This is a genomic window from Williamwhitmania sp., from assembly GCA_035529935.1.
GTDB lineage: Bacteria > Bacteroidota > Bacteroidia > Bacteroidales > Williamwhitmaniaceae > Williamwhitmania.
In genome coordinates, this window is sequence record DATKVT010000076.1 from 1 (window position 1) to 22,325 (window position 22,325).

At 47.3% G+C, this 22,325-nt stretch carries 17 protein-coding genes; 10 read left to right on the plus strand and 7 right to left on the minus strand.

Annotated features, from left to right (window positions below):
- The 5 genes from VMW01_06115 to VMW01_06135 form a co-directional block, all read left to right on the plus strand.
- On the plus strand, positions 1-789 hold a 789-nt coding region (locus VMW01_06115), incomplete at its 5' end, for a VIT1/CCC1 transporter family protein (protein ID HUW05816.1).
- A 214-nt stretch (positions 790-1,003) separates the two neighbouring features.
- Positions 1,004-1,534 carry a UpxY family transcription antiterminator gene (locus tag VMW01_06120; GenBank protein ID HUW05817.1) on the plus strand — a complete coding sequence of 177 codons (531 nt, stop codon included), beginning with the start codon at positions 1,004-1,006 and terminating at the stop codon, positions 1,532-1,534.
- Between the two features lie 159 nt (positions 1,535-1,693).
- Complete coding sequence (locus VMW01_06125) at positions 1,694-2,476, plus strand: polysaccharide biosynthesis/export family protein (GenBank protein ID HUW05818.1); 783 nt, start codon at positions 1,694-1,696, stop codon at positions 2,474-2,476.
- A gap of 165 nt (positions 2,477-2,641) precedes the next feature.
- Positions 2,642-5,107, plus strand: a complete 2,466-nt coding sequence (locus VMW01_06130) for a polysaccharide biosynthesis tyrosine autokinase (protein HUW05819.1) — start codon at positions 2,642-2,644, stop codon at positions 5,105-5,107.
- 132 nt (positions 5,108-5,239) lie between these two features.
- A complete protein-coding gene (locus VMW01_06135) occupies positions 5,240-5,776 on the plus strand; it encodes a lipocalin family protein (protein ID HUW05820.1) in 537 nt (178 codons plus the stop codon).
- Between the two features lie 223 nt (positions 5,777-5,999).
- Here the strand turns inward: VMW01_06135 and VMW01_06140 are convergent, their stop codons facing one another.
- On the minus strand, positions 6,000-6,629 hold the full coding sequence (locus VMW01_06140) for a hypothetical protein (GenBank protein HUW05821.1): 630 nt from the start codon (positions 6,627-6,629) through the stop codon (positions 6,000-6,002).
- 325 nt (positions 6,630-6,954) lie between these two features.
- Here VMW01_06140 and VMW01_06145 point away from each other — a divergent pair, with 325 nt between their 5' ends.
- From VMW01_06145 to VMW01_06155, 3 genes are all read left to right on the plus strand, one after another.
- Complete coding sequence (locus VMW01_06145) at positions 6,955-7,491, plus strand: flavodoxin domain-containing protein (protein HUW05822.1); 537 nt, start codon at positions 6,955-6,957, stop codon at positions 7,489-7,491.
- A 345-nt stretch (positions 7,492-7,836) separates the two neighbouring features.
- On the plus strand, positions 7,837-8,412 hold the full coding sequence (locus tag VMW01_06150; protein HUW05823.1) for a rubrerythrin family protein: 576 nt from the start codon (positions 7,837-7,839) through the stop codon (positions 8,410-8,412).
- 453 nt (positions 8,413-8,865) lie between these two features.
- Positions 8,866-10,026 carry a serine hydrolase gene (locus VMW01_06155; GenBank protein ID HUW05824.1) on the plus strand — a complete coding sequence of 387 codons (1,161 nt, stop codon included), beginning with the start codon at positions 8,866-8,868 and terminating at the stop codon, positions 10,024-10,026.
- 580 nt (positions 10,027-10,606) lie between these two features.
- Here VMW01_06155 and VMW01_06160 read toward each other — a convergent pair.
- From VMW01_06160 to VMW01_06175, 4 genes are all read right to left on the minus strand, one after another.
- Complete coding sequence (locus VMW01_06160; GenBank protein HUW05825.1) at positions 10,607-11,503, minus strand: cation diffusion facilitator family transporter; 897 nt, start codon at positions 11,501-11,503, stop codon at positions 10,607-10,609.
- A 116-nt stretch (positions 11,504-11,619) separates the two neighbouring features.
- The gene (locus tag VMW01_06165; GenBank protein HUW05826.1) at positions 11,620-12,801 is read right to left on the minus strand and encodes a TolC family protein; all 1,182 of its coding nucleotides are present in this window, start codon (positions 12,799-12,801) and stop codon (positions 11,620-11,622) included.
- A complete protein-coding gene (locus VMW01_06170) occupies positions 12,794-15,901 on the minus strand; it encodes an efflux RND transporter permease subunit (GenBank protein ID HUW05827.1) in 3,108 nt (1,035 codons plus the stop codon). Before VMW01_06170 ends, VMW01_06165 begins: the two co-directional genes overlap by 8 nt.
- Positions 15,902-15,912: 11 nt before the next feature.
- Positions 15,913-17,517 carry an efflux RND transporter periplasmic adaptor subunit gene (locus tag VMW01_06175; protein HUW05828.1) on the minus strand — a complete coding sequence of 535 codons (1,605 nt, stop codon included), beginning with the start codon at positions 17,515-17,517 and terminating at the stop codon, positions 15,913-15,915.
- A 32-nt stretch (positions 17,518-17,549) separates the two neighbouring features.
- Between VMW01_06175 and VMW01_06180 the strand changes: the two genes are divergently transcribed.
- Entirely contained in the window at positions 17,550-17,693 is a 144-nt protein-coding gene (locus VMW01_06180) for a hypothetical protein (GenBank protein HUW05829.1), read from the plus strand.
- 13 nt (positions 17,694-17,706) lie between these two features.
- Here VMW01_06180 and VMW01_06185 read toward each other — a convergent pair whose 3' ends face one another.
- The gene (locus VMW01_06185) at positions 17,707-18,075 is read right to left on the minus strand and encodes a hypothetical protein (GenBank protein ID HUW05830.1); all 369 of its coding nucleotides are present in this window, start codon (positions 18,073-18,075) and stop codon (positions 17,707-17,709) included.
- Between the two features lie 160 nt (positions 18,076-18,235).
- On the opposite strand from VMW01_06185, the gene VMW01_06190 reads away from it, so the two are divergent.
- Entirely contained in the window at positions 18,236-21,502 is a 3,267-nt protein-coding gene (locus tag VMW01_06190; GenBank protein ID HUW05831.1) for a UvrD-helicase domain-containing protein, read from the plus strand.
- 61 nt (positions 21,503-21,563) lie between these two features.
- On the opposite strand, the gene VMW01_06195 is transcribed toward VMW01_06190, so the two are convergent.
- Positions 21,564-22,001 (minus strand): hypothetical protein, encoded by a 438-nt coding sequence (locus VMW01_06195; protein HUW05832.1) that lies wholly within the window; start codon positions 21,999-22,001, stop codon positions 21,564-21,566.
- Positions 22,002-22,325: the final 324 nt, after the last annotated feature.

Here is a 22,325-nt window from a genome sequence, read left to right on the forward strand (position 1 = left end):
GAGGTTTCGGGCAACGAGATGAACCACGCTACCATTTTGAACAACATATACAGCTCCTCACAGGGAGTTGCTGGAGGAACATTGGCCAAGCTGGAGGGGCGACACAAGTCGGTTGGAGGTAATGCGCTGCGAGCTGCTGTAATGGGAGCCAACGATGGGTTGGTATCTAACCTTAGCTTGATTATGGGAGTGGCGGGGGCCACCAGTAGCAGCAAGCCGGTGATTATTGCGGGGTTCGCAGGAATGCTTGCCGGTTCTATATCTATGGCGCTTGGTGAATGGCTATCGGTTCAGAGTTCTCGCGAGCTATACATGCGGCAAATTCAGATGGAGCAAACGGAGCTGGAGACTTCACCGCTGGAGGAGATGATGGAACTCTCGCTCATATACCAATCCAAGGGGATCGCTAAGGAAACAGCTGAGGAGATGGCCAAAAAAGTCCTCGAAAACAAGGAGACAGCCGTAGATACTTTGGTTCGTGAGGAGTTAGGAATTGATAAGGAGGAACTTGGTGGTTCGGCCTGGGAGGCTGCCTTTACCTCCTTTTTCCTCTTTACCCTTGGGGCCATTATTCCACTTGCACCGTTTCTTTTTTTAAATGGTTACACAGCTACGTTTACTAGTTTGGGGTTTAGCGTAGTGGGTCTATTTATTCTGGGAGCCGCTATTACGCTCTTCACCGGAAAAAAAATTTTACATTCAGGGTTTCGTCAGATTCTTTTTGGGCTTGGGGCAGCCATCATCACCTTCGGCATTGGCAAGCTGATAGGTGTAGCCGTAATGGGGTAACTTGTATCAAGTTAAGTAGGTCAACTTTTTATTATTCTTTTGTAGATGTACGGTAGCATGTATTCACAATTGGTTGAATCCATTTATCTGCCAAGGCGGGATCTGCGTTTTGTTCCGACTTCTATAACTTCTTCTCATTTGAATTGTTTCTCTGACTCCTTTAGCTCCCTTTAGCTTCTTCAAATTAATTTCTCGGCTTATCTTTGCGGTTAATATGGAAAACGCCCCAACCACCATCAAGAGGAAGGAAGAGCCGCGCTGGTATGCCCTTTATACCAAGTCACGCAACGAGAAGAAGGTAGCCGCACGGCTGTCCGACAGAGGATATGAATGCTACTTGCCCCTACAAAAAACGATGCGGAAGTGGAGCGATCGTAAGAAGCTGGTGGAGGTGCCACTCATAAACTCTTACGTGTTTGTTAGAATGGTGCTGTCGCAGCGGTTTGAGGTGCTGCAGGATCCTGGTGCGGTTTTTTTTATAAACTTCGAGAGACTTCCTGCTCCCGTTGCCGATAAGGACATTGAATATCTAAAGCGCATTATTGGAGAGGGTTTTGAGGTGGAGGTCGTTCAGGAAGCCATAGAGGTGGGGCAGAAGGTTAAGGTGGTGATAGGCCAGCTCATGGGCATGGAGGGAGAGTTGGTTGAGCATCGTGGAGGTCAAAAAGTGCTCGTGCGCATCGAGAATATCCCGTTTAGCCTTATGGTCTCTGTGCCGCTGGAGTTTATTGAGAAGGTGAAGTAGTGAATAGTTAATAGTGACGAGTGGTATTGACCCATTGGTATATAGTTCCATTGTCTCATTTCCAAATTCTCTCATTTTCCCATATTTTAATTACTTTTACACAGTTTGTGAACTATTTTGGCCAATTGGTCGTTTATATAGTCTTATAAATATTTTACAGTGAGACAATTACGTCCTATCATTATACTGCTGGCATTCGTGGCTTTGCTTTCTTCGTGCAATAAGCGCAACCAGCTGCTTTACATGAAAAATGCTGGAGTGGAGGTGATACCCTCTGTAAAGCAGCCCGACCTATACAAAATTCACCCCAACGATGTGCTGTATGTGCAGGTGATCACCCAAGATCCTCAGATTAGTGCGCTGTTCAATAACAAGGGCAATGGGGCTGGACCAACAACCAATATGTACTCCAACGAAGCCAGTTACTACCTATATGGCTATGCGGTTTCTGATAGCGGAAGTGTAAGGCTACCAGTTCTAGGAGTTATTCATGTTGCCGGCTTCACTGTGGCGCAGGCCACCAACATTATTCAAGCTCGTGCCGATGAGTTCTTAAAGGATGGGCTGGTGATTGTTCGGCTGCTCAGCTATAAGGTTACCGTTTTGGGCGAGGTGCGGCGCCCGGGCGTTTATACCAACTTCAACGACAAGCTCACCATTTTTGAGGCTTTGGCACTTGCCGGAGACTTTACCGACTATGGCAAGCGCGACAACGTGATGGTGGTGAGGCCTGGACCTGATGGAAATAAGACGTTCAGGCTAGACTTGAATGACAAAAATATTATGTCCAACGAAGCCTACTACCTGTTGCCCAACGATGTGGTGGTGGTGGAGCCTCGCAAAGGGAAAATGTGGCAGCTGAATGCGGGAACCTACTCCTTTGCTCTTTCTACTATTAGCACACTGATATTGCTGCTGAGCTATATGTCGAAAGCATTGTAGTTACGAGTGACGGAAAAGTGACAGGAGAGTGGAAGTTGTTGGAAGCCTGAAAAAAAACAGGTGAAAAGTAGCTGCGAAGTGGAGATAAAAGCTTTTCTGGAGAAAATAAAATAAGAGTGGTAAGCGATATTATTAAAGTGAACGATTAATTAAGCAGGGTGATTGATGGAAAGCATACCAAGTAACGATAGGCCAGCTTCAATGTATGGGAACGCGCCTGAGGAGGAGCAGCTCGATATTAAGCATCTGATATATCGAGTGTTGGGCAATTGGTATTGGTTTGCCATCTCCATATTTGCCTTTCTTTTTATTGCATATCTCATAAATCGCTATTCGGAGCAGGTGTATAGCGTAACCTCCAGCGTTATTGTGAAGGACGACGATAACTCGAAAGGACTTACTGGTGCTGAAAATCTTATTCAAGGTCTTAAGTTGGTGCGCAACACCAAGAGCGTGCAAAACGAAATTGGGATACTTCAAGCCTATACCCTTGCCTATCAAACCGTATCGCAGCTACCCGATTTCAACGTAACCTATGTTGCTGTGGGGAGACGAAGTATTAAGGAGCAGAAGCTTTACAAGAGTTCACCTTTTAAGGTTATACTGGATACTTCTAAGGCTAACATGGCCAACTACCCAGTTTACATCAATATACTTTCGAAAGATAAGTACCAGCTGGAGATAGATGATGGGATGGGTATTTCGCAGACCATGCAGTTTGGTCAGCAATTTACAAACGACGCCTTCAGCTTTAAGGTGGTGCTGCGCAACCCCAACGACTATACTGAGGACTTGGTAGGTAGGCGCTACTACTTCACCATTAACGACCTGAATTCTATGGCAATTGCCTATCAGGCCAAGGTTACCGTTACCCTCAACGACAAAAAGGGCTCCATTCTTACCTTGGTTAGCACGGGCTACGTAGCAGAGCAGGAGGCCGACTACCTCAATAAGCTCATGGAGGTTTATATTAACCGTGGGCTGGAGGAGAAGAACCAGATTGCTGAAAATACTGTAAAATTTATCGATGTGCAGCTGGCCGACATGACTGATACACTCCAGAGAGCTGAGCAGCGACTACAGGATTTCAGAACCAACAATAAGGTTATTGACCTAAAGCAGGAAGGGGGGGCTCTTTTAGATCGTATTAAGGCATTGCAGAACGAGAAGGGCATGTTTGAATTGAAGGGGCGCTACTATGCCTACCTCAAGAAATACCTTGCCGACCGCTCGGAACTAAATAATCTTGTGGCTCCTTCAGCCATGGGGGTTGACGACCCCCAGTTGGGCATGCTACTCGATGAGATAAACAAAACGTACATTGAGCGTGCGGAGCTGAAGGCTTCGGTAAAGCAGGGAAATCCTGGATTGGAGCAGCTCAATATTCGTCTCGAGAATTTACGCAGCAGTCTAGCCGAAAAGGTCAACAGTTTGATAGCTACCAACATTGTTGCTCGGCAAGATATTGAGGTCCGTATGGGCAAAGTGGAGGCCGAGGTTCTTAAACTTCCCGGCAATGAGCGGCTGCTGATTGGCTTTGAGCGCGACTTCGACCTAATTGATAAGATGTACACCTACCTGCAGGAGAAACGGGCAGAAGCGGCAATTGCTAAAGCATCTAACATTCCCGACAATAAGGTGCTCGATGCGGCATTACCTCAAAATGCCACCATCATCAAGCCCAAGAAGTCAATGAACTACCTCATTGCCCTGTTTGCGGGTGGAGTGCTTCCGTTAGCCATTCTGCTGCTGATTGATTTTCTTAACGACAAGCTGCTGGATTTGAAGGAAATTGCTCGGCATACCAAGGCTCCTGTGATAGGAACTATGGGCCATAACCGCTACCCCAGCAACCTGCCGGTGATAGATAAGTCCAAGTCCACCTTAGCCGAATCGTTCCGAGGGCTGAGGACCAATCTACAATACCTGCTAAGGGAACCGGGCCAGAAGGTTATAGCCGTTACCTCATCGCTTAGCGGGGAGGGAAAGACCTTTATGGCCATCAACTTGGCCGCCATTGTTGCCATGACGGGAAAAAAGGTGCTGCTGCTGGGGCTCGACCTTCGTAAACCCAAGCTGCAAAAGCTGCTGGATATGGAGAGCACCGTTGGTGTAAGTACTTTTCTTATTGGTAGAAACACCGAGGAGGAGATTGTTTCAGCTACCTCCATTCCCAACCTCTTTTTTGCCCCCAGTGGACCCATACCACCCAACCCGGCCGAGCTGCTAGGTTCCGAGCGCATGACCAAGCTGATTGCTTGGGCACGATCAAACTTCGACTACATAATTGTGGATACCCCTCCAGTTGCCATCGTAACCGATGCCTTTTTGATTGCTCGCTTTGCCGATGCCAACCTCTTTGTGGTTCGCTATGCCTACTCATCGAAGGAGGTAATTAAGCTGGTGGACGATATTTACACCCATCGGGAGTTTAAAAATTTGGCGTTAGTTGTAAACGATTTTCAACCTAAACGCAGCTATGGATATGGTTATAACTACCGCTACAGCTACGGTTACAGCTATAGCTATTCATATGGTTATGGCTACGGTTACCGCGACAAGAGCGGTTACTACTCCGATGAGGACGAGCCCAAGCTCACCTGGAAAGATCGCATTAGGCAGTGGTTTTAAAGGAGAGGTTGTTAGCAAATTAGCGGATTAGGTTAGGTGAGCACAACTGCTTTCTCCTGTCTCATTTTTATCACTCTTTGTTGAACATTTGCTTTTCTGTTTTGCTTTATTAGTGAGAAAAAACAACTTCGCATGAGAACGTTAGCCATTTCACTAATTATTCTTCTTACCATGATAAGTTCGTGCAGCAACAAGGTGTATGAACCACTTCCGGTGGTCGACAGCGTGAACATTGACCGTTATTTGGGCCGATGGTACGAAATTGCACGACTTCCTAACCGGTTTGAGCGGGGACTTACCTGTGTTACCGCAACCTATAGCTTAAGAGTCGACGGAAAAATTGAGGTTTTAAATGCCGGTCGGAAGCTGGAGGATACCCAGGTTGAGAGCACGGCAAAGGGGGTGGCTTGGATCCCAAACCCAAATGTCCCCGGCAAGCTTAAGGTTCGGTTCTTTTGGCCCTTCTCCGGAAAATACTGGATTCTGGCCTTGGATAAGGATTACCAGTGGGCAATGGTGGGCGATGATTCCCGAAAATACTTATGGATTCTCAGCCGAACCCCAACGTTGGACCAATCAACTATCGATCAGCTGCTCAAGCAGGCTCAGCAACAGGGGTTCGATGCAAAAAAGATGGAGTTTATTGACCAAGGCTGTTTCAAAAACTAGCAGACCTTCCACTTCCAGCCTAGTTTAAGCAGGCCCCGGTATAATGGCTCTTCGCCACTTTGCTAGGCTGTCGTACTGTAATTATAGCTTTAGAATCTCGAACTTCCAACCCCCGACTTCGGTCTTCCGACTTCCAACCCCCGACTTCGGTCTTCCGACTTCCGACTTCCGACTTCGGTCTTCCGACTCATAACTCTCCTCCACAACGCCACATTTTGATTGGTTATCCGCGCTTTTTGCTATCCGACACTGTTTGCTGCGAAGGAATTAACGCTTGCCTCCGGTTTAAATACTCAATGCGAAGCATAAGGGTGAGCAGCAGGCCGGTGCAGGCCATGGCCCGTATGGCGTATATGTTGGCCAGCGTTCCCTTGTTCGAGAATAGCGAAATACCAGCAACGGCAAACATGGCAAACCAAACGGTAAAGGGCTCGGTGTTTTTACGCTCGGTGAGCATTCGTTTTACCACCGGAAAGTAGGCAATTACCATGATGGTTTGCACTGCAAGGTTGGTGGCAACGTGGTTTCGGGTAACTACCCAAAATATTACTATGGCAAGCACCGCTGCCAGGCACCCCTTATCGAAGCGGGTAAAGCGCGAGCTGGCGTCGCCGTGGAGCAGCACGTAGAGCATCACTACCGATACCATCACCAGGTCGGAGGTGTTGAGTATGTTGTCCATGGGGCTGAAATTCCCGTTGGCGAGGTAGGTGGAGAGGCTTATGGCCACGGCCACCACAAAAAATAGCCACATGGCCAGCGCGGGTTTTATCTTTTTTGTGTAGACAAGCCAGCAGTAGCGCAGGTTTATACCTACGTTGATGGCCAAAACAGCGAACACCGAAATGCTCATAAAAAGTGAGGATTTTAAGTGCTCCAAACTTACACGTTTTTTGGTATCGTTGAGCCATCGGTTAAGAATTGTTTGAGAAATTTGGTAGTGGTATAACCTTCCATTATTTTGCTTTTCCCAGTTTAAAGGCTTGAACTGCTATGGGCTGCTAGACATTTGCCTTATGGTAAATAACCCTGTTTAGGCACACATACCTCCTTGATGCCAGGGGAGGGAAGTTCTTCATTATAAATTACATACCAATATTGTTTATATATTATACCTTTATGGCACATATTTGCGAGTTGGCTGTGCAATGTGGGTGAACTAAAACTTCGGTAATAGTATGAAGAAGATAATTGTGGTTTACTATTCTAGAAAAGGCAGCAATAGATATTTGGCCGAAAGAATTTCGAAAAGTTTAGGCTGTGAATTGGAGGAGATCAGGCCACGGCTCAATGTTTTTCTTCTCTTCCTAATGAACCTTCATTTGGGTATTCGGCCACTCAGGAGCCATATTGGGGAGTTCGATACCGTAATTTTATGTGGGCCAATTTGGATGGGTAGGTTTGTTCCACCCTTGCGCAGCTTTGTCAAGAAGTATCGTAATGAGATTGGCCGGTTGGTTTTTGCTACGTGCTGCGGTAGCACCGATGCCAAGAGAGATGAAAAGTTTGGACACGGGTTGGTGTTCAAAGAGGTGGAAAGCATGCTTAATGAGAAGTGTATTCTTTGTCAGGCGTTTCCCATAGGTCTTGTAATGCCCGACGGTAAAAAGGAGGATACTGATGCCTTTATGAAGACCCATTTGAACGATGAAAACTTTAAGGGTGAGATTCAGGAGCGATTTGAAGAGTTCATTCAAAAGGTGTCTGCAATCTGATTAATTAAAGCAGGATTCAACTCACAAATGTGACTTGGGCTAGTTGCTTAAACGCGACAATTCTGCATTCCAGAAATATTGAATTGAAGAGGATAATTGGAGTTTGCTGGTATCGTTCGATTACTGCGTTGTCCATAAACCAGTCAATATTTCAAAAATTGAGATTTCATCAGAAATATTTTCAAGACACTATTAATAAGAATTATAGGTTATGAAAATTGACATTCTACTATTGAATTCTGCCTGAATGAAGCGTCAATATTTACCGCTCTTCTTTGTAAAATCGTCATTTAGGTCTACCTTCAAGGTCTGTTTCGAACTCTAATTTTTTTAAAAATATAGGATATGGAAAGTCTTAAAGGAACTCAAACCGAAAAGAATCTCCTCAAAGCTTTTGCAGGGGAGTCGCAGGCAAAAAATCGCTATACCTACTTTGCCGAGATTGCAAGTGAGGAGGGCTTTGAACAAATAGCCGATCTCTTTATCGAAACGGCTTTTCAGGAAGAGCAACATGCCAAGGTATTCTTCAGCTACCTAGAGGGTGGTGCCGTGGAGATTACAGCAACCTACCCAGCAGGAGAAATGAGCACTACCGCCGAAAATCTTCGTGCTGCTGCCATGGGTGAGCATGAGGAGTGGAGCGAGCTCTATCCCCATTTTGCTGAGGTTGCCGAAAAGGAAGGCTTCAAGAAAATTGCTACAGCCTTTAAGTTGATTTCTAAAATTGAGGCTGAGCATGAGGCACGCTATCGTAAGTTGTTGGAGCGGGTGGAGGCTGATAAGGTTTTTGAACGCGACGAGGATGTTGACTGGGTTTGCTCCGTTTGTGGCCACGTTCATCATGGCAAGAAAGCCCTTAAGAACTGCCCTGTTTGCGGAAATTCTCAGGCTTACTTTGAAGAGAAGGCTGTCAACTACTAGTTTTGGTTACTGCAGAAAAAATTGAGGCCCCACGCTTGGGGCCTCTTTGGTTTATACTAGAGCCGAAAGACTACTTAGTAATTTTTTTGGACTGGGGAGCAAATTAACGGGAACAATTTACAGTAGTAACCAAAATTAGTGAAACACTTTTTTGTTTGTATTTAACCTTGATGTTGATTTAACTTTAAATGTAACTTGACGTTTAGTAATCTCCCTTTTTGCGTCCTTTGTATCTAAAGTAGTTTTTCTACTCATGTGCAAGGTATGGCGGTGGGATTCCAAAGTCAAGTTTTTGGCACTAAAAATGGCTAACTTTAGTGTAATAAATCGCTACCGTTTGAGCCTTAGTTTTTTAGATGGTGGAGAAAAATGAGCCATTTTTCTTTTTATGTTTTTCTGCCGGCAAACCACTATTTTTGATGGTGATTTTGTTCCCCAAAAAGTTGTTACTCCATGTCAATAATACACGCTGGCGTTCCTGAACGTCCATATTTGTTGCGCTATGCCGCTTTTGCGTTGCAAACTTTTGCCACCCAATCGGCCTTTGACCATCGGTACTTTCCCACCACAAAATTTTCGGCAGTTGGGAGCCAATCTTTACCCATTGGTAATGAGGTTTTTGCCGATGGCATTGTGGTCAATTTCGGGGGAGGCAACATGCGGTTGAGTGAACTTCTCACCTCCTCTGGCACGCTCTCGTTTTTGGTGATAAAGGATGGAAAGATTGGCTATGAGCGTTACTTCGGTGGTGTCGATAGCCGAACTCCAATCCTTACCTATTCCGTAACCAAGTCGGTTGTTGCATCGCTGCTAGCCATTGCCTGCAGCGAGGGGTTAATCGCTAGCCTCGACGATCCCATCGGAAAGTATCTGCCCGAGCTACCCAGCTTTGTTCATCAGCGTACTATCCAGAGTCTCATGAGCATGGAGACAGGAATTCGCTATACCACAGGTAAGTCGCCCAACACCGACATGGTGAAGATGTGGTTCTACAGCGATATTCGAAAGCTCGTGAGACGCATGCAACCGGCCTCAGTGCCTTCAGGAATGTTTCTTTACAACGATATGCACCTACATCTACTAATGTACCTCTTGGAGCGACTTGTGGGTGATGTTTCTGCCTATTTTAACGAAAAGTTATGGCAACCGCTTCAGCCCGAGAACTCAGCCGAGTGGATGATGGATAGCACTCGTTCCGGCTTCCTAAAGGCTGATGGTGGACTGGTGCTTACGGCTAGGGATTTGGCTCGGTTTGGCATGCTTTACTTGAAAAGTGGGTTGGTGGATGGACATCAAGTCTTACCAGCCGAATGGTGCAACCGCGTTGGGCAGCTCGAGAATAGCAGAACCGACAAGGAATACTTTGACCTCTACCGGCAAATGGAGCATCCATGGTACAACCAATGCTTCAAGCAGGAACGAACCTTCTACCGGAATTTTTGGTGGAACATCGACCAGGGAAAACCTCGCAACGACTTCTTTGCAATGGGTATTTTGGGGCAGTTTGTTTACGTTTCACCATCGTCCAATACAGTAATTGTAAGGCAGGGGAACCGCTGGGGGATAAATGCCTGGTGGCCATCCATACTGGAGCAGCTGGCGTCGAAGGAGTGAAAGGTTAATGGTTAAAAGACCGGAAGGCTTTTGTAAAAGGCAACTAATGCGTAGGATTACTCAGTGTTCCAAATGTGACAAGTGACAAAAAAATTACAAGTTACAAAATTGTTGACAATTAGAGTTGCACAAGAAATTAGAACCGAGTTTCTAAGTGCCAGTATCATGAGGAAAGTTCAGTGTAGCCAAATTATGAAATACCACTGCAACCTGCAAACCAATGAATAAATAAATCACCTCGGAGAGGTGGCATGTTTGTAGCCGGGGGTGTTAACCCCCGGAAAAGAAACGGACCAAGCGCAAGCGGTGCGCGCTCCCATGCTGTTCAATGTACCACAGCAACCTCGCACCGCAATTACAAAAGAAATGTAAAACCAAAATAGCCCAAGAGTTAGAGAAATCAAGGGAAGCAAAGGTTAAAGGACTGGAAGGCTCTTGTTTCAGGCAACTAATGCGTAGGATTACTCAGTGCAACTCTGTGTGAACATTGTGTAACATAGTGAAACTATAACCGACCGAAGGGAGTTCGGCAAAGCCAAACCTTCCTAACCTATAGCCTAATAGCCTACAGTCTTTTTTGTTAACACTTCTCCTGCCCACATTCCTCGTTGGGAATCTCCATCTCTAGGGTTACGTGGTTATAACCTTTCTCAACCAGCATATTTTTAAGGCGGTGTTTCAACGCAACTCGTTGTTCCGTCGACAGCTCCGTTCCCATAACAACGTGTAACGTAAGAACAATATATTCAACATCGAGCGACCAGATGTGGATGTCGTGGGTATCCACCACGCCCGGTTGACTATTTACCAGCTCTTCAATCTTTGGGATTGCATCGTTTTCAGGAACGCCTTGCAGAAAAACTTTCATGCCGCTACGCAGGTTCCGGTAAACATTGTAGAGCACCCACAGGGTTATGCCAATGGACATGATGGGGTCGAGCACAGTGTAGCCGGTGAACTTCATTACAATGGCACCCACCAGCACAGCGGCCCACCCAAGCACATCCTCCAGCAGATGCAAGCGCACTGTTTTTTCATTGAGCGATGAGCCTCTAGCCAGCTTGTAGGCCGCAGCACCGTTAACCAGCAATCCGAGAATAGCCAGCCATATCATTCCGTTGGCAGAGGTGGCTTCCGGTTTAAAAATTCTTGGTATGGCCTCCGAAAGAATAAATATGGAACCCAATAGCAGTATGAAGGAGTTCACCATGGCTGCAAGGGTGGAGAATCGACCGTAACCGTAGGAAAACTTACGGTCGCGACCACGTTGCGATAGATTTTGGAAGTACCAAGCCAGTCCAAGGGAGAAGGAGTCACCAAGGTCGTGTAACGCATCGGAAATGATGGCAATACTGTTGGTATAAAATCCACCTACTATTTCAACGATGGTGAAAAATAGGTTTAGCCAGAAGGCTACTTTTATATTCTCGGTGGTGTGATTGTGGTTATGATTATGGCTATGTCCGTGCGATCCCATTTCAGTTCAATCGTTTATTTGCATATCAAAACAGCTGATTTCGGTTTTTGTTTTTGAGTAAATGAAGAGGAGGCTTGTGGCGTTTCAAGGCACAAGCCTCCTCTTTAATGATTGACCTACTGATTGACTATTTTGGCCATTTCAGCCTTTACCTGCATTAGCGTCTGTTCAAGCACAACAAGTTGGTTTTGTGCATCAAACAGGTAGGCAATTTCCTGCATCATGTCAAGAAGGGAGATGTTACCCGCCAAGAATGCGCTTTGCAGGATTCGAGTGTTGTTGTTCTGCGTAAGCGAAACCTTGAGCGTTGACACGCTATGTTCCAGCTGCTCTTTCTTTTTCCAGAGTTGCATTGCCTGCATCAGTACTTTTCCCGTTTGCTCCTGTTGCTCCAGATTGGCTGCAGCAACTCTTACTTTTGCGGCGCTTACTTTTCCATGATTTTGCCAAAGCGGAATGGATATTCCCGCCTGAAAGCCATTGAACGAAACCTTATCTTCCACGGCACGGCGATAACCAATTTCAAACTCCGGTAAGCCTTTGGCCTTTTGCAGGCTCAGATTCTTTTTGGCCACCTCGCTTCCAAGTCCGGCAAGCTGTATTGCCCGACTGCTATTTTGAACCATGTCTACCCAATCATCCTCATTGGTCGGTAGTATAATGCTTGGCATGGTGGTATCGCTGTATGCAACCTCTTTTCCCCCATTCATTTGGGCCAGATTTAGTTCCTGCTCAGCAATGGTGCATAGTAGGTTGGCTTTCCCCACCTCCTGTATTGTTTTCTCCAGCGCTACCTTGTTCAACTCGTATGCTGCGTCGAAGCCAGCGGCAAACCGTTTTTCGAGAAGCGCCTTAAGCGTATCCTGAATGGCAATGCGACTGTTATACTGCTCCAGCAGGTGGTTAGCAGTTGCTTGCTTTATGAGGAGCATGCGGGCATCAAAGGCAATTTGGGAGAGTTCAACTTCTGCCTCCGCTTCGGCAAAGCTAATCTGAGCGTTGCCAGCCATGTGCTGAGCATGTCGCGTAATGGGAAAGGCGAACGACTGTACAACTGCAACCTCCTCTTTGCTGTTATCTTTGCTGTCTCCCCATAGGTAAGCATATTCCACTGAGGGTTTTGCTAAATTATTCTGCGATTTTATGTCGAAGGTGTTGGCTTCAAGGATCTTTTGAATGGCCTGTGCTTTTAGGTTATTCTGCATTATCGCCTGCAGAATACTATCGGGTGCTTGCTGAGCAACGGTAACCGTAGCAGCAAACATCCAACCTATGGTGATTACTCTTCTCTTATTCATTGGTTTTTCCTCCTTTTCCAGTTTGTTTGCAAAGCCATCGATAGGCAATGGGCACCAGATAGATATTGAGCAGCGTGGAGCTGATGAGTCCTCCCAGTATAACCTTTGCCATGGGGCTTTGAATCTCGTTACCCGGGGCCCTTCCCGCTACAGCCAACGGAATAAGTGCCAATCCAGCCGTGAGTGCTGTCATAAGAATTGGAGTTAACCTATCGGCGGCACCAATAACAATGGTCTCCTCCAGCGAGGAAGAGTAAACTCCCGCATGCTTGAAGTGAGAGATCAGCAATATGCCGTTGCGCGTGGCGATACCAAAAAGGGTAATAAAGCCGATTATGGCTGGAATGCTTAAACTTCCAGATGTAACAACTAGGCTGAATACACCACCAATAAGGGCTAATGGAAGGTTGATGAGAATTACTGCAGCTAGTGCTGGGTCTCTAAATTCATGAAAGAGCAGCAAGAAAACGATGAAAAGAGCAACGATGGATGCCAGCATTAGTGTTCTCGATGCTTCGGCTTCGCTTTCGAACTGTCCTCCGTATTCTAAGTGATAGCCTTCAGGGAGCGATATTTCGCTGTTGACCTTTTCCTTTATTTTGTTCACTAGGCCTGCGAGGTCCGAACCCGTTGCGTTGGCAGAGATTACCAATTTTCGCTGAACGTTTTCACGGTTAATGGTACTGGGCCCTGCTGTGGAGGTTACTTCTGCTACTTCCGACAGTGGAATCTTGGTGCCGTCTGTTCCATCAATAAGCGTATTGCGAATGGCCTCAATGCTGTTCCGTTCATCTTGCTGATATCGAACCACAAGATGAAATGCTTTGGCCCCTTCAAAAACGTCGCTTACGGCTTCACCTCCTAAAGCAACCTCCACAAATCGTGAAAACTGGTTGGGCGTGATGCCGTGATGGGATAGGAGTTCAAAGTTTGGCTTAATTTGAAGTTGCGGAATTTCAATCTGCTGCTCTACGGCAATGTCGGTCAATCCGGGAATGTCGCTTATGGCACCCCTTATCTTGTTTGCCGTGCTATACATGGTGGTGAGGTTTGTGCCAAAAAGCTTAATGGCAATGGCGGCTCTGGTTCCTGACAGCATGTGGTCGATGTAGTGACCAATGGGTTGACCTATGGTGAAAACAATTCCCCTGAACTTTGATAGGCGCTCTCGCACCTCCTTGGTAACGGCGGCTTGGTCTCTTTTATTCAGGTTGAGAGGGACGTAGTACTCGCTTACATTCACGCCTAGTGCGTGCTCATCGAGTTCGGCACGTCCGGTTTTCCTACCAACACACACAACTTCAGGAATTTTTAGGAGTTCCTGCTCAACCAGCCGACCAAACTTGTCGGACTCCTCAAGCGAGATGCCGGGCATTGTTTGGCTTGTAATTACAAGTGAACCCTCGTTGAATGGAGGAAGGAAATTTCTCCCCAGCCGTGTAAGCATTACCCCAGTTACGATAAGTAGCACAATGGTGATACCCACAATCCATCGTTGGTGGACGAACGCTTTTCGGAGCGAAGAGGTGTAGCTGCTTTTAAGCCAAGCAACCAGTCGGCTATCTCCGTTCTTCTTCGCCAAATTTTTATCGTTGGTAAGAAGAAAGGAGCAGAGAACGGGTGTTAACGTAAGTGCTACCAGTAACGATGCAAAGAGTGATACAATGTAAGCAATGCCCAGTGGTTTGAGCAGTCTACCTTCCATGCCGCTAAGGAAAAATAATGGGGTAAATGCCACAATGATAATAATGGTGGCGTTGAAAATGGATGCCCTTACCTCCCGCGAACCTTCGTAAACCACCTTCATCTTGTTTTTCCTCTTTTCAATGGGCAACCGGAAGTTTTCCTTTAGCCTTTTGAAGACGTTATCGACGTCGATAATGGCATCGTCCACCAGTGAGCCAATGGCAATGGCCATACCTCCTAAGCTCATGGTGTTGATGGTGAGCCCCATCCACTTGAGCGTGATTATGGAAACTAGCAACGAAAGTGGAATGGCCAGCAGCGAAATGATGGTTGTTCGAAAGCTCATCAGAAATACAAACAGCACCAGTATTACAAAGGCAGCACCTTCCATAAGTGCATCCTGCACGTTGTGAACCGAGGTGGAGATGAATCGCTCCTGACGGAAAATTTGGGTGTTGAAATGCACGGAGTGCGGCAGCGTTTTGCCAATATCCGATAAAATCTCCTCCAACCGTTGAGAGAGGTCGAGCGTATTAACGCCTGGCTGCTTGGTTACGGTGAGAATTACGCCATTTTTACCGTTTATGGAGGCCTTTCCAATTAGAGGCAAGGCTGCACCAATTTTTACCTCGGCAATGTCGGCAACGCGTATGGGAATCTTGTTGCGCATGGTTACCACAATTTTCCCTATCTGACCCAGTTCGCTAGTGCGGGCAATCCCTCTTACGATATACTCCTTGCCATATTGGTTTATAATTCCGCCGGAGGTATTCCTGTTACTTTCGTTGCAGGCATCGAGTACATCGTTTAGCGATATGTTGTAGGCCTGCATTTTTCTAGGGTTCAGTAGAATTTGATACTCCTTCTCTTCACCGCCAAGCACGGCCACCTGCGCAACTCCACCCACGGCAAGCAGGCGTTGTCTAATTTGCCAGTCGGCTATGGTGCGGAGCTCCATTGCCGAAAGGCTGTCGGAGGTTAACCCAATGGATATAACCTCGCCCAGCAGCGATGTTTGTGGACCAAGAGTTGGTATTCCCACTCCCTTGGGCAGTTGAGCGGCTATGGGATTCAACTTTTCAGTTACAATCTGGCGGGCAGTGTAGACCTCAGTTCCCCAGTCGAATTCAATCCACACAACGGAGAATCCTGTTGAGGAGGAAGAGCGCACACGGCGAACATTAGAGGCACCGTTTACTGCTGTTTCTATGGGGAAGGTTACCAGCTGCTCCACCTCTTCGGGGGCCATTCCTGGCGCTTCGGTCATCACCACAACGGTGGGGGCCGAAAGGTCGGGTAGCACGTCAATGTCGATGTTGAAAGCCGTGTATGTGCCACCTATGAGCAGCACTATCGATAGCAGCACTACCAGCAATCTGTTTTTTAGCGAAAATCGAATAATCTTGTTTAACATAGCTGGTTGGTTTAGTGGTTGTGGCTATGTGCGGGAATGGCACCCGACATGGAGGCCAGCTTCATGTGAATGGCTCCAGCCGTTACCACCCATTCTCCGGGCTTAATGTTTCCTTCTATTCTCAGATAGCTGCCATTTTCTCCAGTAATTTTCACCTCCCGTTTTACAAATTGCTCGGCGGCCGTTTGAACATACACAAGAAATACTCCCTGTTCTTCTGTGATGGCTGTAGTCGGAATTACCAGCCGCTTCTTTTCGGATTTTCCGAGTAGGAATACTTTGCCCGTAATGCCGGGCATAAGGCCTGCATGAGCAGGTAGCTTAAAGAAAAGCGAAAAAGTTCGGGTGTCGTTGTTCAATACGGGTGTGGTGGCAAGGCGGCTATCTGTAGATACCATCTTTTCCTGATAGAGAAGTTGTGCCTTTTCTATGTTGCCGATGCTGTTGGCGTAGGATTGGGGCAGGTCAACCTTAAGCATGACATCAGAGGGGTTGAATATGGTGAGAAGTGCGCTGCCGGCCTCAACCACTTCTCCCTCGTTGGGGACAATCTGGCTAATAATTCCATTTGCAGGGGCCAAAACCTTCAATTGGCCATTGTTAATTCCCTTGTAGGGCTCCATGGCCGCCTTGGCATTTTCATACTCTGCCTTGTAGGCTCTAAGCTCTTTCTCGGAAACGGCTCCATCGGTTACAAGTTTTTTTGCGTTGAGGTAGTCCGCCTCAGCCTTTTCGAATCGACTCTGTGCCTCCTTGGCTGCCACAGCCACAGATGATTGTGTAAGACCATCGCCGCTAATGGTTGCCAGCATCTGGCCCTTGGTTACGGCCATCCCCGGAACTAATGTTTTAACGTAGCTTACTCTACCGGTTGCCGGAGCTACCACTGTTTGCTGTGCTGTTCCGGTGGCAACAACTTCTCCGTAGGCCTCAATACCTGCAGAGAAATCGGACTGGAAAAGAGGAAATGCGAGAACTGGAACCTTTTGTTGCTGGAGGGCAGATAAAACAATGGCTCCGGTGGCCGGTGCTGCTGTTTCATGTGCATGCTCTTCACCGCCTTCTCCCTCTTCTTCCCCTTGGTGTGCCGCAGCCGGTTCAGCGAGTGGCTCTTCAGCAAAGTGGATGTGCAGCGGGCTAAATGTAAAGGTAATAGCTTTCCCGTTGATATCAAATGTGCTGAAAGGAATAGCCTCTGCCTCCTTTTCCAATTTTAGCCGAAAAGTGTAGTGTCCAGGTTCCTGAGTTTCGGGAGACAGGGTGAAGTTCTGATTGTTTATTTGGAGCGATAGCTTTGTATTGGTGGCATCTACAGGAGCCCCTGTTTGATAGTTCATGAGAAATAGGTGCAACGTTGCATCACCATCGGCATCTGCCGGGTCAGCGCTCACAATTGCCCTAAGGTTGTTACCAACGGCATACTGAGGGAAAATCTCAACGGGGTTTTCGGGACAGCCCTTATTGAAAAGCGCAAGGGTTTGCTCAGCGGTTAGAGACTGGTGGGCATTTTCTTCGCTGTGATTTTCTGCCTTTGTAGTTTGGTCATTATGGCTACTACACGAAAAGGTTATTGCGGCTACTGTAGCGAGTAGTATGATAGGTGAGAGTTTAAGCATGGTTGTTCAGTTTGAACCTGAGCAGTGAAAATATGGATCGCTTACTGCTAATGCAGAAAACGCCATTTTCTAAAGCCCAATTAATTAATGGGTATAAGATTTATTTCGCCATATGGATGGAGCAGCAATCAGACAAGTGGTTTGTTCCAATTGCTGAAGCGTTGGGCGAATCCTAAAAGTTTGGGTGAACTAGCAAACGGGTGGTGCTCGGAGAGCCTGCGTCCAAAATATTGGGGCGGAGTGTAGAACGGAAATGCAACGAAATAGGTAGGTGCGGGCAGGCTGGGAGGGAACTTGATGGATGGTTAGTTCTGTAGGAGCAAATGCCAGCGATAAGCTGTTGAGAGAGAAAATGTCGGTAAGCGTACAAACAGAGTGGTCACGTTCGCTTTGCGATTCAGCCTCCAACACCTGACAGGCCTGATGGCTATGAACCTGAAACATCTCAACAAGGCATGACTCTTGCAGCTCGCTGTGATGATGATGGGGTACAACCCCATGAACAAAGAGCAACAGGTAGGCTATGGCCAGAAATGGAAGGGCGCGCTTTTGCTTCATTTAGTATGAAATCGAGCCAAAGGTATCAGTTTTCTTTATTTGGACAACCCTTGAAAATATGATTTTTAGCATCTTAGACAGTTCTTTTTAAGCATTGTTTACCTCTGCGCTTATCTTCATACGCATGGAATTCCATATCTTTAGGCATTAAATAACTAAGATGTCGAAACTCATTGTATATAAAGCATCGGCTGGCTCCGGCAAAACATTTCGCCTTGCAGCCGAATACCTCAAGCTGGTGCTTACCAATCCTTTTGCTTACCGGAGAATACTGGCCGTTACCTTTACCAATAAGGCTACGGGGGAGATGAAGTCGCGCATACTGGGCGAGCTCTTTTTGCTATCCACCGGCGAACCATCGGGGTTGGCCAAGGAGGTGAGCCGAGACCTTGGCCTTTCGCTTGGTGTTCTTTCCGAAAAGGCAAAGGTGGTTCTGGGACTTATCCTTCATGACTATTCTCGCTTCTCGGTTTCCACCATCGACAGCTTTGTGCAGCGTGTGGTGCAGGGGCTCTTGTGGGAGATTGGTCAGGAGGGGAACTTCGACCTTGAAATGGATGAGCAGGCGGTGCTGGAAAAGGCTGTAGACACCATGCTCGACTCCGCCGCCTCAAACCCTACGCTGCTGGAATGGCTTTACCGCATGTCGCGTGGAAGGGTTAGCGAGGGGCAATCGTGGGATGTTCGCGATACGCTTATTGGCCTCGGTCGCCAGCTTTTTAATGAGAGTTTTCGCACCATGGATCAGGCGGAGGTGGCCGATTTTACAAGCCGCGATAAGGTTAACCAGCTGCGGCACGAGCTGGAAACTTTGTGCCGGGATGTTGCCCGCCAGCTGAGTGCATTGGGCAGCAGTTCCGTGGATGCCATCGACCGCAGTGGGTTGAGCGCATCGGACCTTGTTCAAGGAGCTAAAGGGCCATACAGTTTCTTTCATAAAATTGCTGCCATTTCAGAAAAGGATGAGCAGCTGCCGGATATGAACAGCTATGTTCGGAAAGCGTTGGAGGATTCCTCGATGGAGGCATGGTGTTCCGGCACAGCAAAAAAGGATGTTAATCGAAAAGGGTTGGTGGCCAGCGTAGCTTCAGGGGTGCTTCATCCTTCGCTGGTTGAGATTAACAACCTATACAACGAGCGTGGGCTCGACTTTCACAGCGCTCAAATGTTGCTGAAGAACCTCGATACCTTGGCCTTGCTGGGTGATATTTGGAATACCATTCGAACGCAGTCGAAGGAGGAGGGATTTCTGCTTATATCAGATACGGCCATGCTCTTGCGCAACTTTGTGAAGGATTCGGATACCCCGTTTGTGTATGAGAAGACGGGCATGCGATACTCCAGCTACATGATTGATGAGTTTCAGGACACATCCGTAGTTCAGTGGGAGAATTTCTTGCCGTTAATTGTGAATAGTTTGGCCGAGGATGAGTTCAGCATGGTGGTGGGCGATGTTAAGCAGTCGATATACCGCTGGCGCAGCGGCGACTGGCGCATACTCTCGGAGGGGGTTGAGCGCGACCTTGCCACCTTTGGCGTCGATGTGCGGAACATGGACAGGAACTTCCGAAGCCTGTCGGAGGTGGTGAACTTCAACAACCACTTTTTTACCAGAGCGGTTGATTTTGCAACCGATTATCTCCTGCGGGTGAACAAGGAGCTCTCCTCCAACCTTGCTGAACATTTTGGACAGGAGCTGCAGCAGGCCTATGCGGGTCTTGAGCAAAAATCTACGGTTCAAACGAAGGAGGGCAACGGCTATGTGAGGGTGGATTTGCTGCCTGTAACGGGTCGGAGCAATACCGATGAGGAGGTTGCTCTGGAGCTGCCACTGCTGATAGAGCAGCTGCAGCAGCGCGGGTATGCCCCCGGCGACATTGCAATTCTTGTTCGTTCAAACTCCGATGGACAAAAGGTGGCCAACACGCTGCTGGCTCACAAGCGAGCCAATCCCGGTTCCCCCTACCTTTTCGATGTGGTGAGTCAGGATGGACTTCGCCTTTCCGCCTCTCCCGTGGTAAGGCTCTGCTTGGCGGCATTATCGCTGGTGGTAAACCCAGCCGACGGTGTTGCAAAGGGGGTGCTGCTCCGTGAACTCTCCACTGTGAATAACCCCAATGAGGATGCTAGGGAGTGGCACAGCTGCTTTACAGGCATCGATTTTGGTGCGATTGCCGAGTGGCTTGCCTCCCTGCGGACGCTTCCGGTTCAGGAGGCGCTGGAGGAGGTGATTAACCACTTCTCGCTCTTCCAGCTGAGGGGCGAGCTGGCCTTCTTGGCCGAGTTGCATGAGCAGGCCACCAGCTTCTCGCGGAAGGGACATCCCGATATTGCCCAGTTTGTGCAGTGGTGGAAGGAGAAGGGGGTCAATGTTGGCCTCTCGGTTCCCGAAAAGAAAACTGCCATCACCATTCTTACCATTCACCGCTCCAAGGGGCTACAGTTTCCGGTGGTAATTATTCCCTACTTCTCGTGGCCAATTATGCACTCCTCGGGAACCTTTCTCTGGGTTAGCCATCCGGAGCCTCCCTTTGACCTTATTCCCAAATACCCCATAAAAACTTCGAAGCTTGCGGAGAAAAGCCATTTTGCTGCTGCTGTTGCCGAGGAGAAGTTGCGTGCGCTGGTGGATACGCTCAACATGGTTTATGTGGCCTTTACTCGACCCGAGAGAGAACTCTACGTTTTTGCTCCTGCTAGAGGGGAGGAGAAAATTGGGGGGAATGGCAGCGTGAACGATGCCGCTCAGCTGCTCGACGAGGTGCTATTTTCTGGTGCCGATAACTTTTGGAAGAAAAACAGTGGCGTTACGGTTTCGGGCGAGGAGATTACCCGCTTTGAGGTTGGTGAGCCGCAACCGGTGCACTTTCAGCGGGATTCTGCCGGCGAGCATAGCATCCCCATGACCACCTATCCAACCGGCGCTGTGCCTCGTGGCATACGCCTAAATCTGGAAGCCATCGACTTTTTCCTGCCCGAGCCATCGGAGCGTTCGAAGGTGGTAGGCTATGGAAAGTTGATGCACGAGCTGCTCGCCTCCATTGAAACGGTTACCGACCTTCCGGAGGTGATTGACCAGTTTGTACGTGAGGGGCGACTGTCGGAGCCCGAGAAGCTGGAGCTGCTTCCTCGGTTCCAGTCCAAGTTGGCGCTGGCTCCGTTCACCCAATGGTTTTCAAAGGAGTTTCAGGTGTTGAGGGAGACTACCATCCTAACACCCGATGGAAAGAGCTACCGCCCCGACCGTGTAATGGTGAAGGGCAACGCCGCCATTGTGGTCGACTTTAAGTTTGGGCACGAGGATGCTGCCCATGCTGTTCAGGTGCGCCGCTACGCCACGCTGCTCATGCAAATGGGCTACAGCCCCGTTGAGGGTTTTATTTGGTATGTGGATGGCGATAAGGTTGTAAATGCGATGGGGGTATAAGAATATTGAGCTACATGATTGACTTCCCCTATCAACTTTGCTGGGGAGGCGGTCTAATGGATTAGGATGTGCTACTTCTTAATAAATTACAGTTTTCATTTATTTTTTCAAGAGCATTTATAAACTCAGAGGTGTCTAGAAAATAACTGGGATATGCTTTTTTTAAGGATCGTAATGAACTTGATGAAAACAAAACAACTGCATTCTCATTATTCAGTATGGATTTTTCAATTTCTAGATATTCCTCAGAAGCTTTTGCAAGGTCATTCCTTAGAAAACTATTAATCTGAACGTTTTTTTCTTTTATGTTAATATTAATGATATAGTAATCTCCAGAAAATTTTGTAGTTTCAATTTGATTTACAGAAACCCTAAGTGCTTTTAAAATATCAATTACACTTAATCGAGTTGATTGATATTCACAATCAAACATTAATTCGGCCATAGTTTTTGAGGAATGCTCCTCCAAAACTGGTAAATTTTCTTTAATTGCAAACAAAGAACTTACAGTCTTAAAAAATTCTAACCACGCATCGGGTCCTTGACTTGATTTTAAAGATGTTTTTGTAATTAACCCTGCTGTCTCAACCGCTGTAGCCCAATTGTGTTGTAGTTTAGTTCTAATCTGTAATTCAAGTTTTAGACCATTATATTTTTCAATTTTTGAGCTATATGTATAGATATAGTGAATACTTCTATATCCAGAAGGCTTGGGTCTATCAATATAATCATTAACTTTTCACTACTGTCCGACTAAATTTAGAATAACAGGTTTTTGACTCTGCACACCAATAAACACGGGCAGTATTCTTGTTGCGTAAAA

What these genes read in the sequence shown, in the direction of transcription:
- VMW01_06170 (HUW05827.1), bottom strand. Translation starts at nt 15,901, where the DNA reads ATGTTAAACAAGATTATTCGATTTTCGCTAAAAAACAGATTGCTGGTA.
- VMW01_06135 (HUW05820.1), top strand. Translation starts at nt 5,240, where the DNA reads ATGAGAACGTTAGCCATTTCACTAATTATTCTTCTTACCATGATAAGT.
- VMW01_06165 (HUW05826.1), bottom strand. Translation starts at nt 12,801, where the DNA reads ATGAATAAGAGAAGAGTAATCACCATAGGTTGGATGTTTGCTGCTACG.
- VMW01_06180 (HUW05829.1), top strand. Translation starts at nt 17,550, where the DNA reads ATGGATCGCTTACTGCTAATGCAGAAAACGCCATTTTCTAAAGCCCAA.
- VMW01_06155 (HUW05824.1), top strand. Translation starts at nt 8,866, where the DNA reads ATGTCAATAATACACGCTGGCGTTCCTGAACGTCCATATTTGTTGCGC.
- VMW01_06190 (HUW05831.1), top strand. Translation starts at nt 18,236, where the DNA reads ATGTCGAAACTCATTGTATATAAAGCATCGGCTGGCTCCGGCAAAACA.
- VMW01_06150 (HUW05823.1), top strand. Translation starts at nt 7,837, where the DNA reads ATGGAAAGTCTTAAAGGAACTCAAACCGAAAAGAATCTCCTCAAAGCT.
- VMW01_06145 (HUW05822.1), top strand. Translation starts at nt 6,955, where the DNA reads ATGAAGAAGATAATTGTGGTTTACTATTCTAGAAAAGGCAGCAATAGA.
- VMW01_06140 (HUW05821.1), bottom strand. Translation starts at nt 6,629, where the DNA reads ATGAGCATTTCGGTGTTCGCTGTTTTGGCCATCAACGTAGGTATAAAC.
- VMW01_06120 (HUW05817.1), top strand. Translation starts at nt 1,004, where the DNA reads ATGGAAAACGCCCCAACCACCATCAAGAGGAAGGAAGAGCCGCGCTGG.
- VMW01_06130 (HUW05819.1), top strand. Translation starts at nt 2,642, where the DNA reads ATGGAAAGCATACCAAGTAACGATAGGCCAGCTTCAATGTATGGGAAC.
- VMW01_06185 (HUW05830.1), bottom strand. Translation starts at nt 18,075, where the DNA reads ATGAAGCAAAAGCGCGCCCTTCCATTTCTGGCCATAGCCTACCTGTTG.
- VMW01_06175 (HUW05828.1), bottom strand. Translation starts at nt 17,517, where the DNA reads ATGCTTAAACTCTCACCTATCATACTACTCGCTACAGTAGCCGCAATA.
- VMW01_06160 (HUW05825.1), bottom strand. Translation starts at nt 11,503, where the DNA reads ATGGGATCGCACGGACATAGCCATAATCATAACCACAATCACACCACC.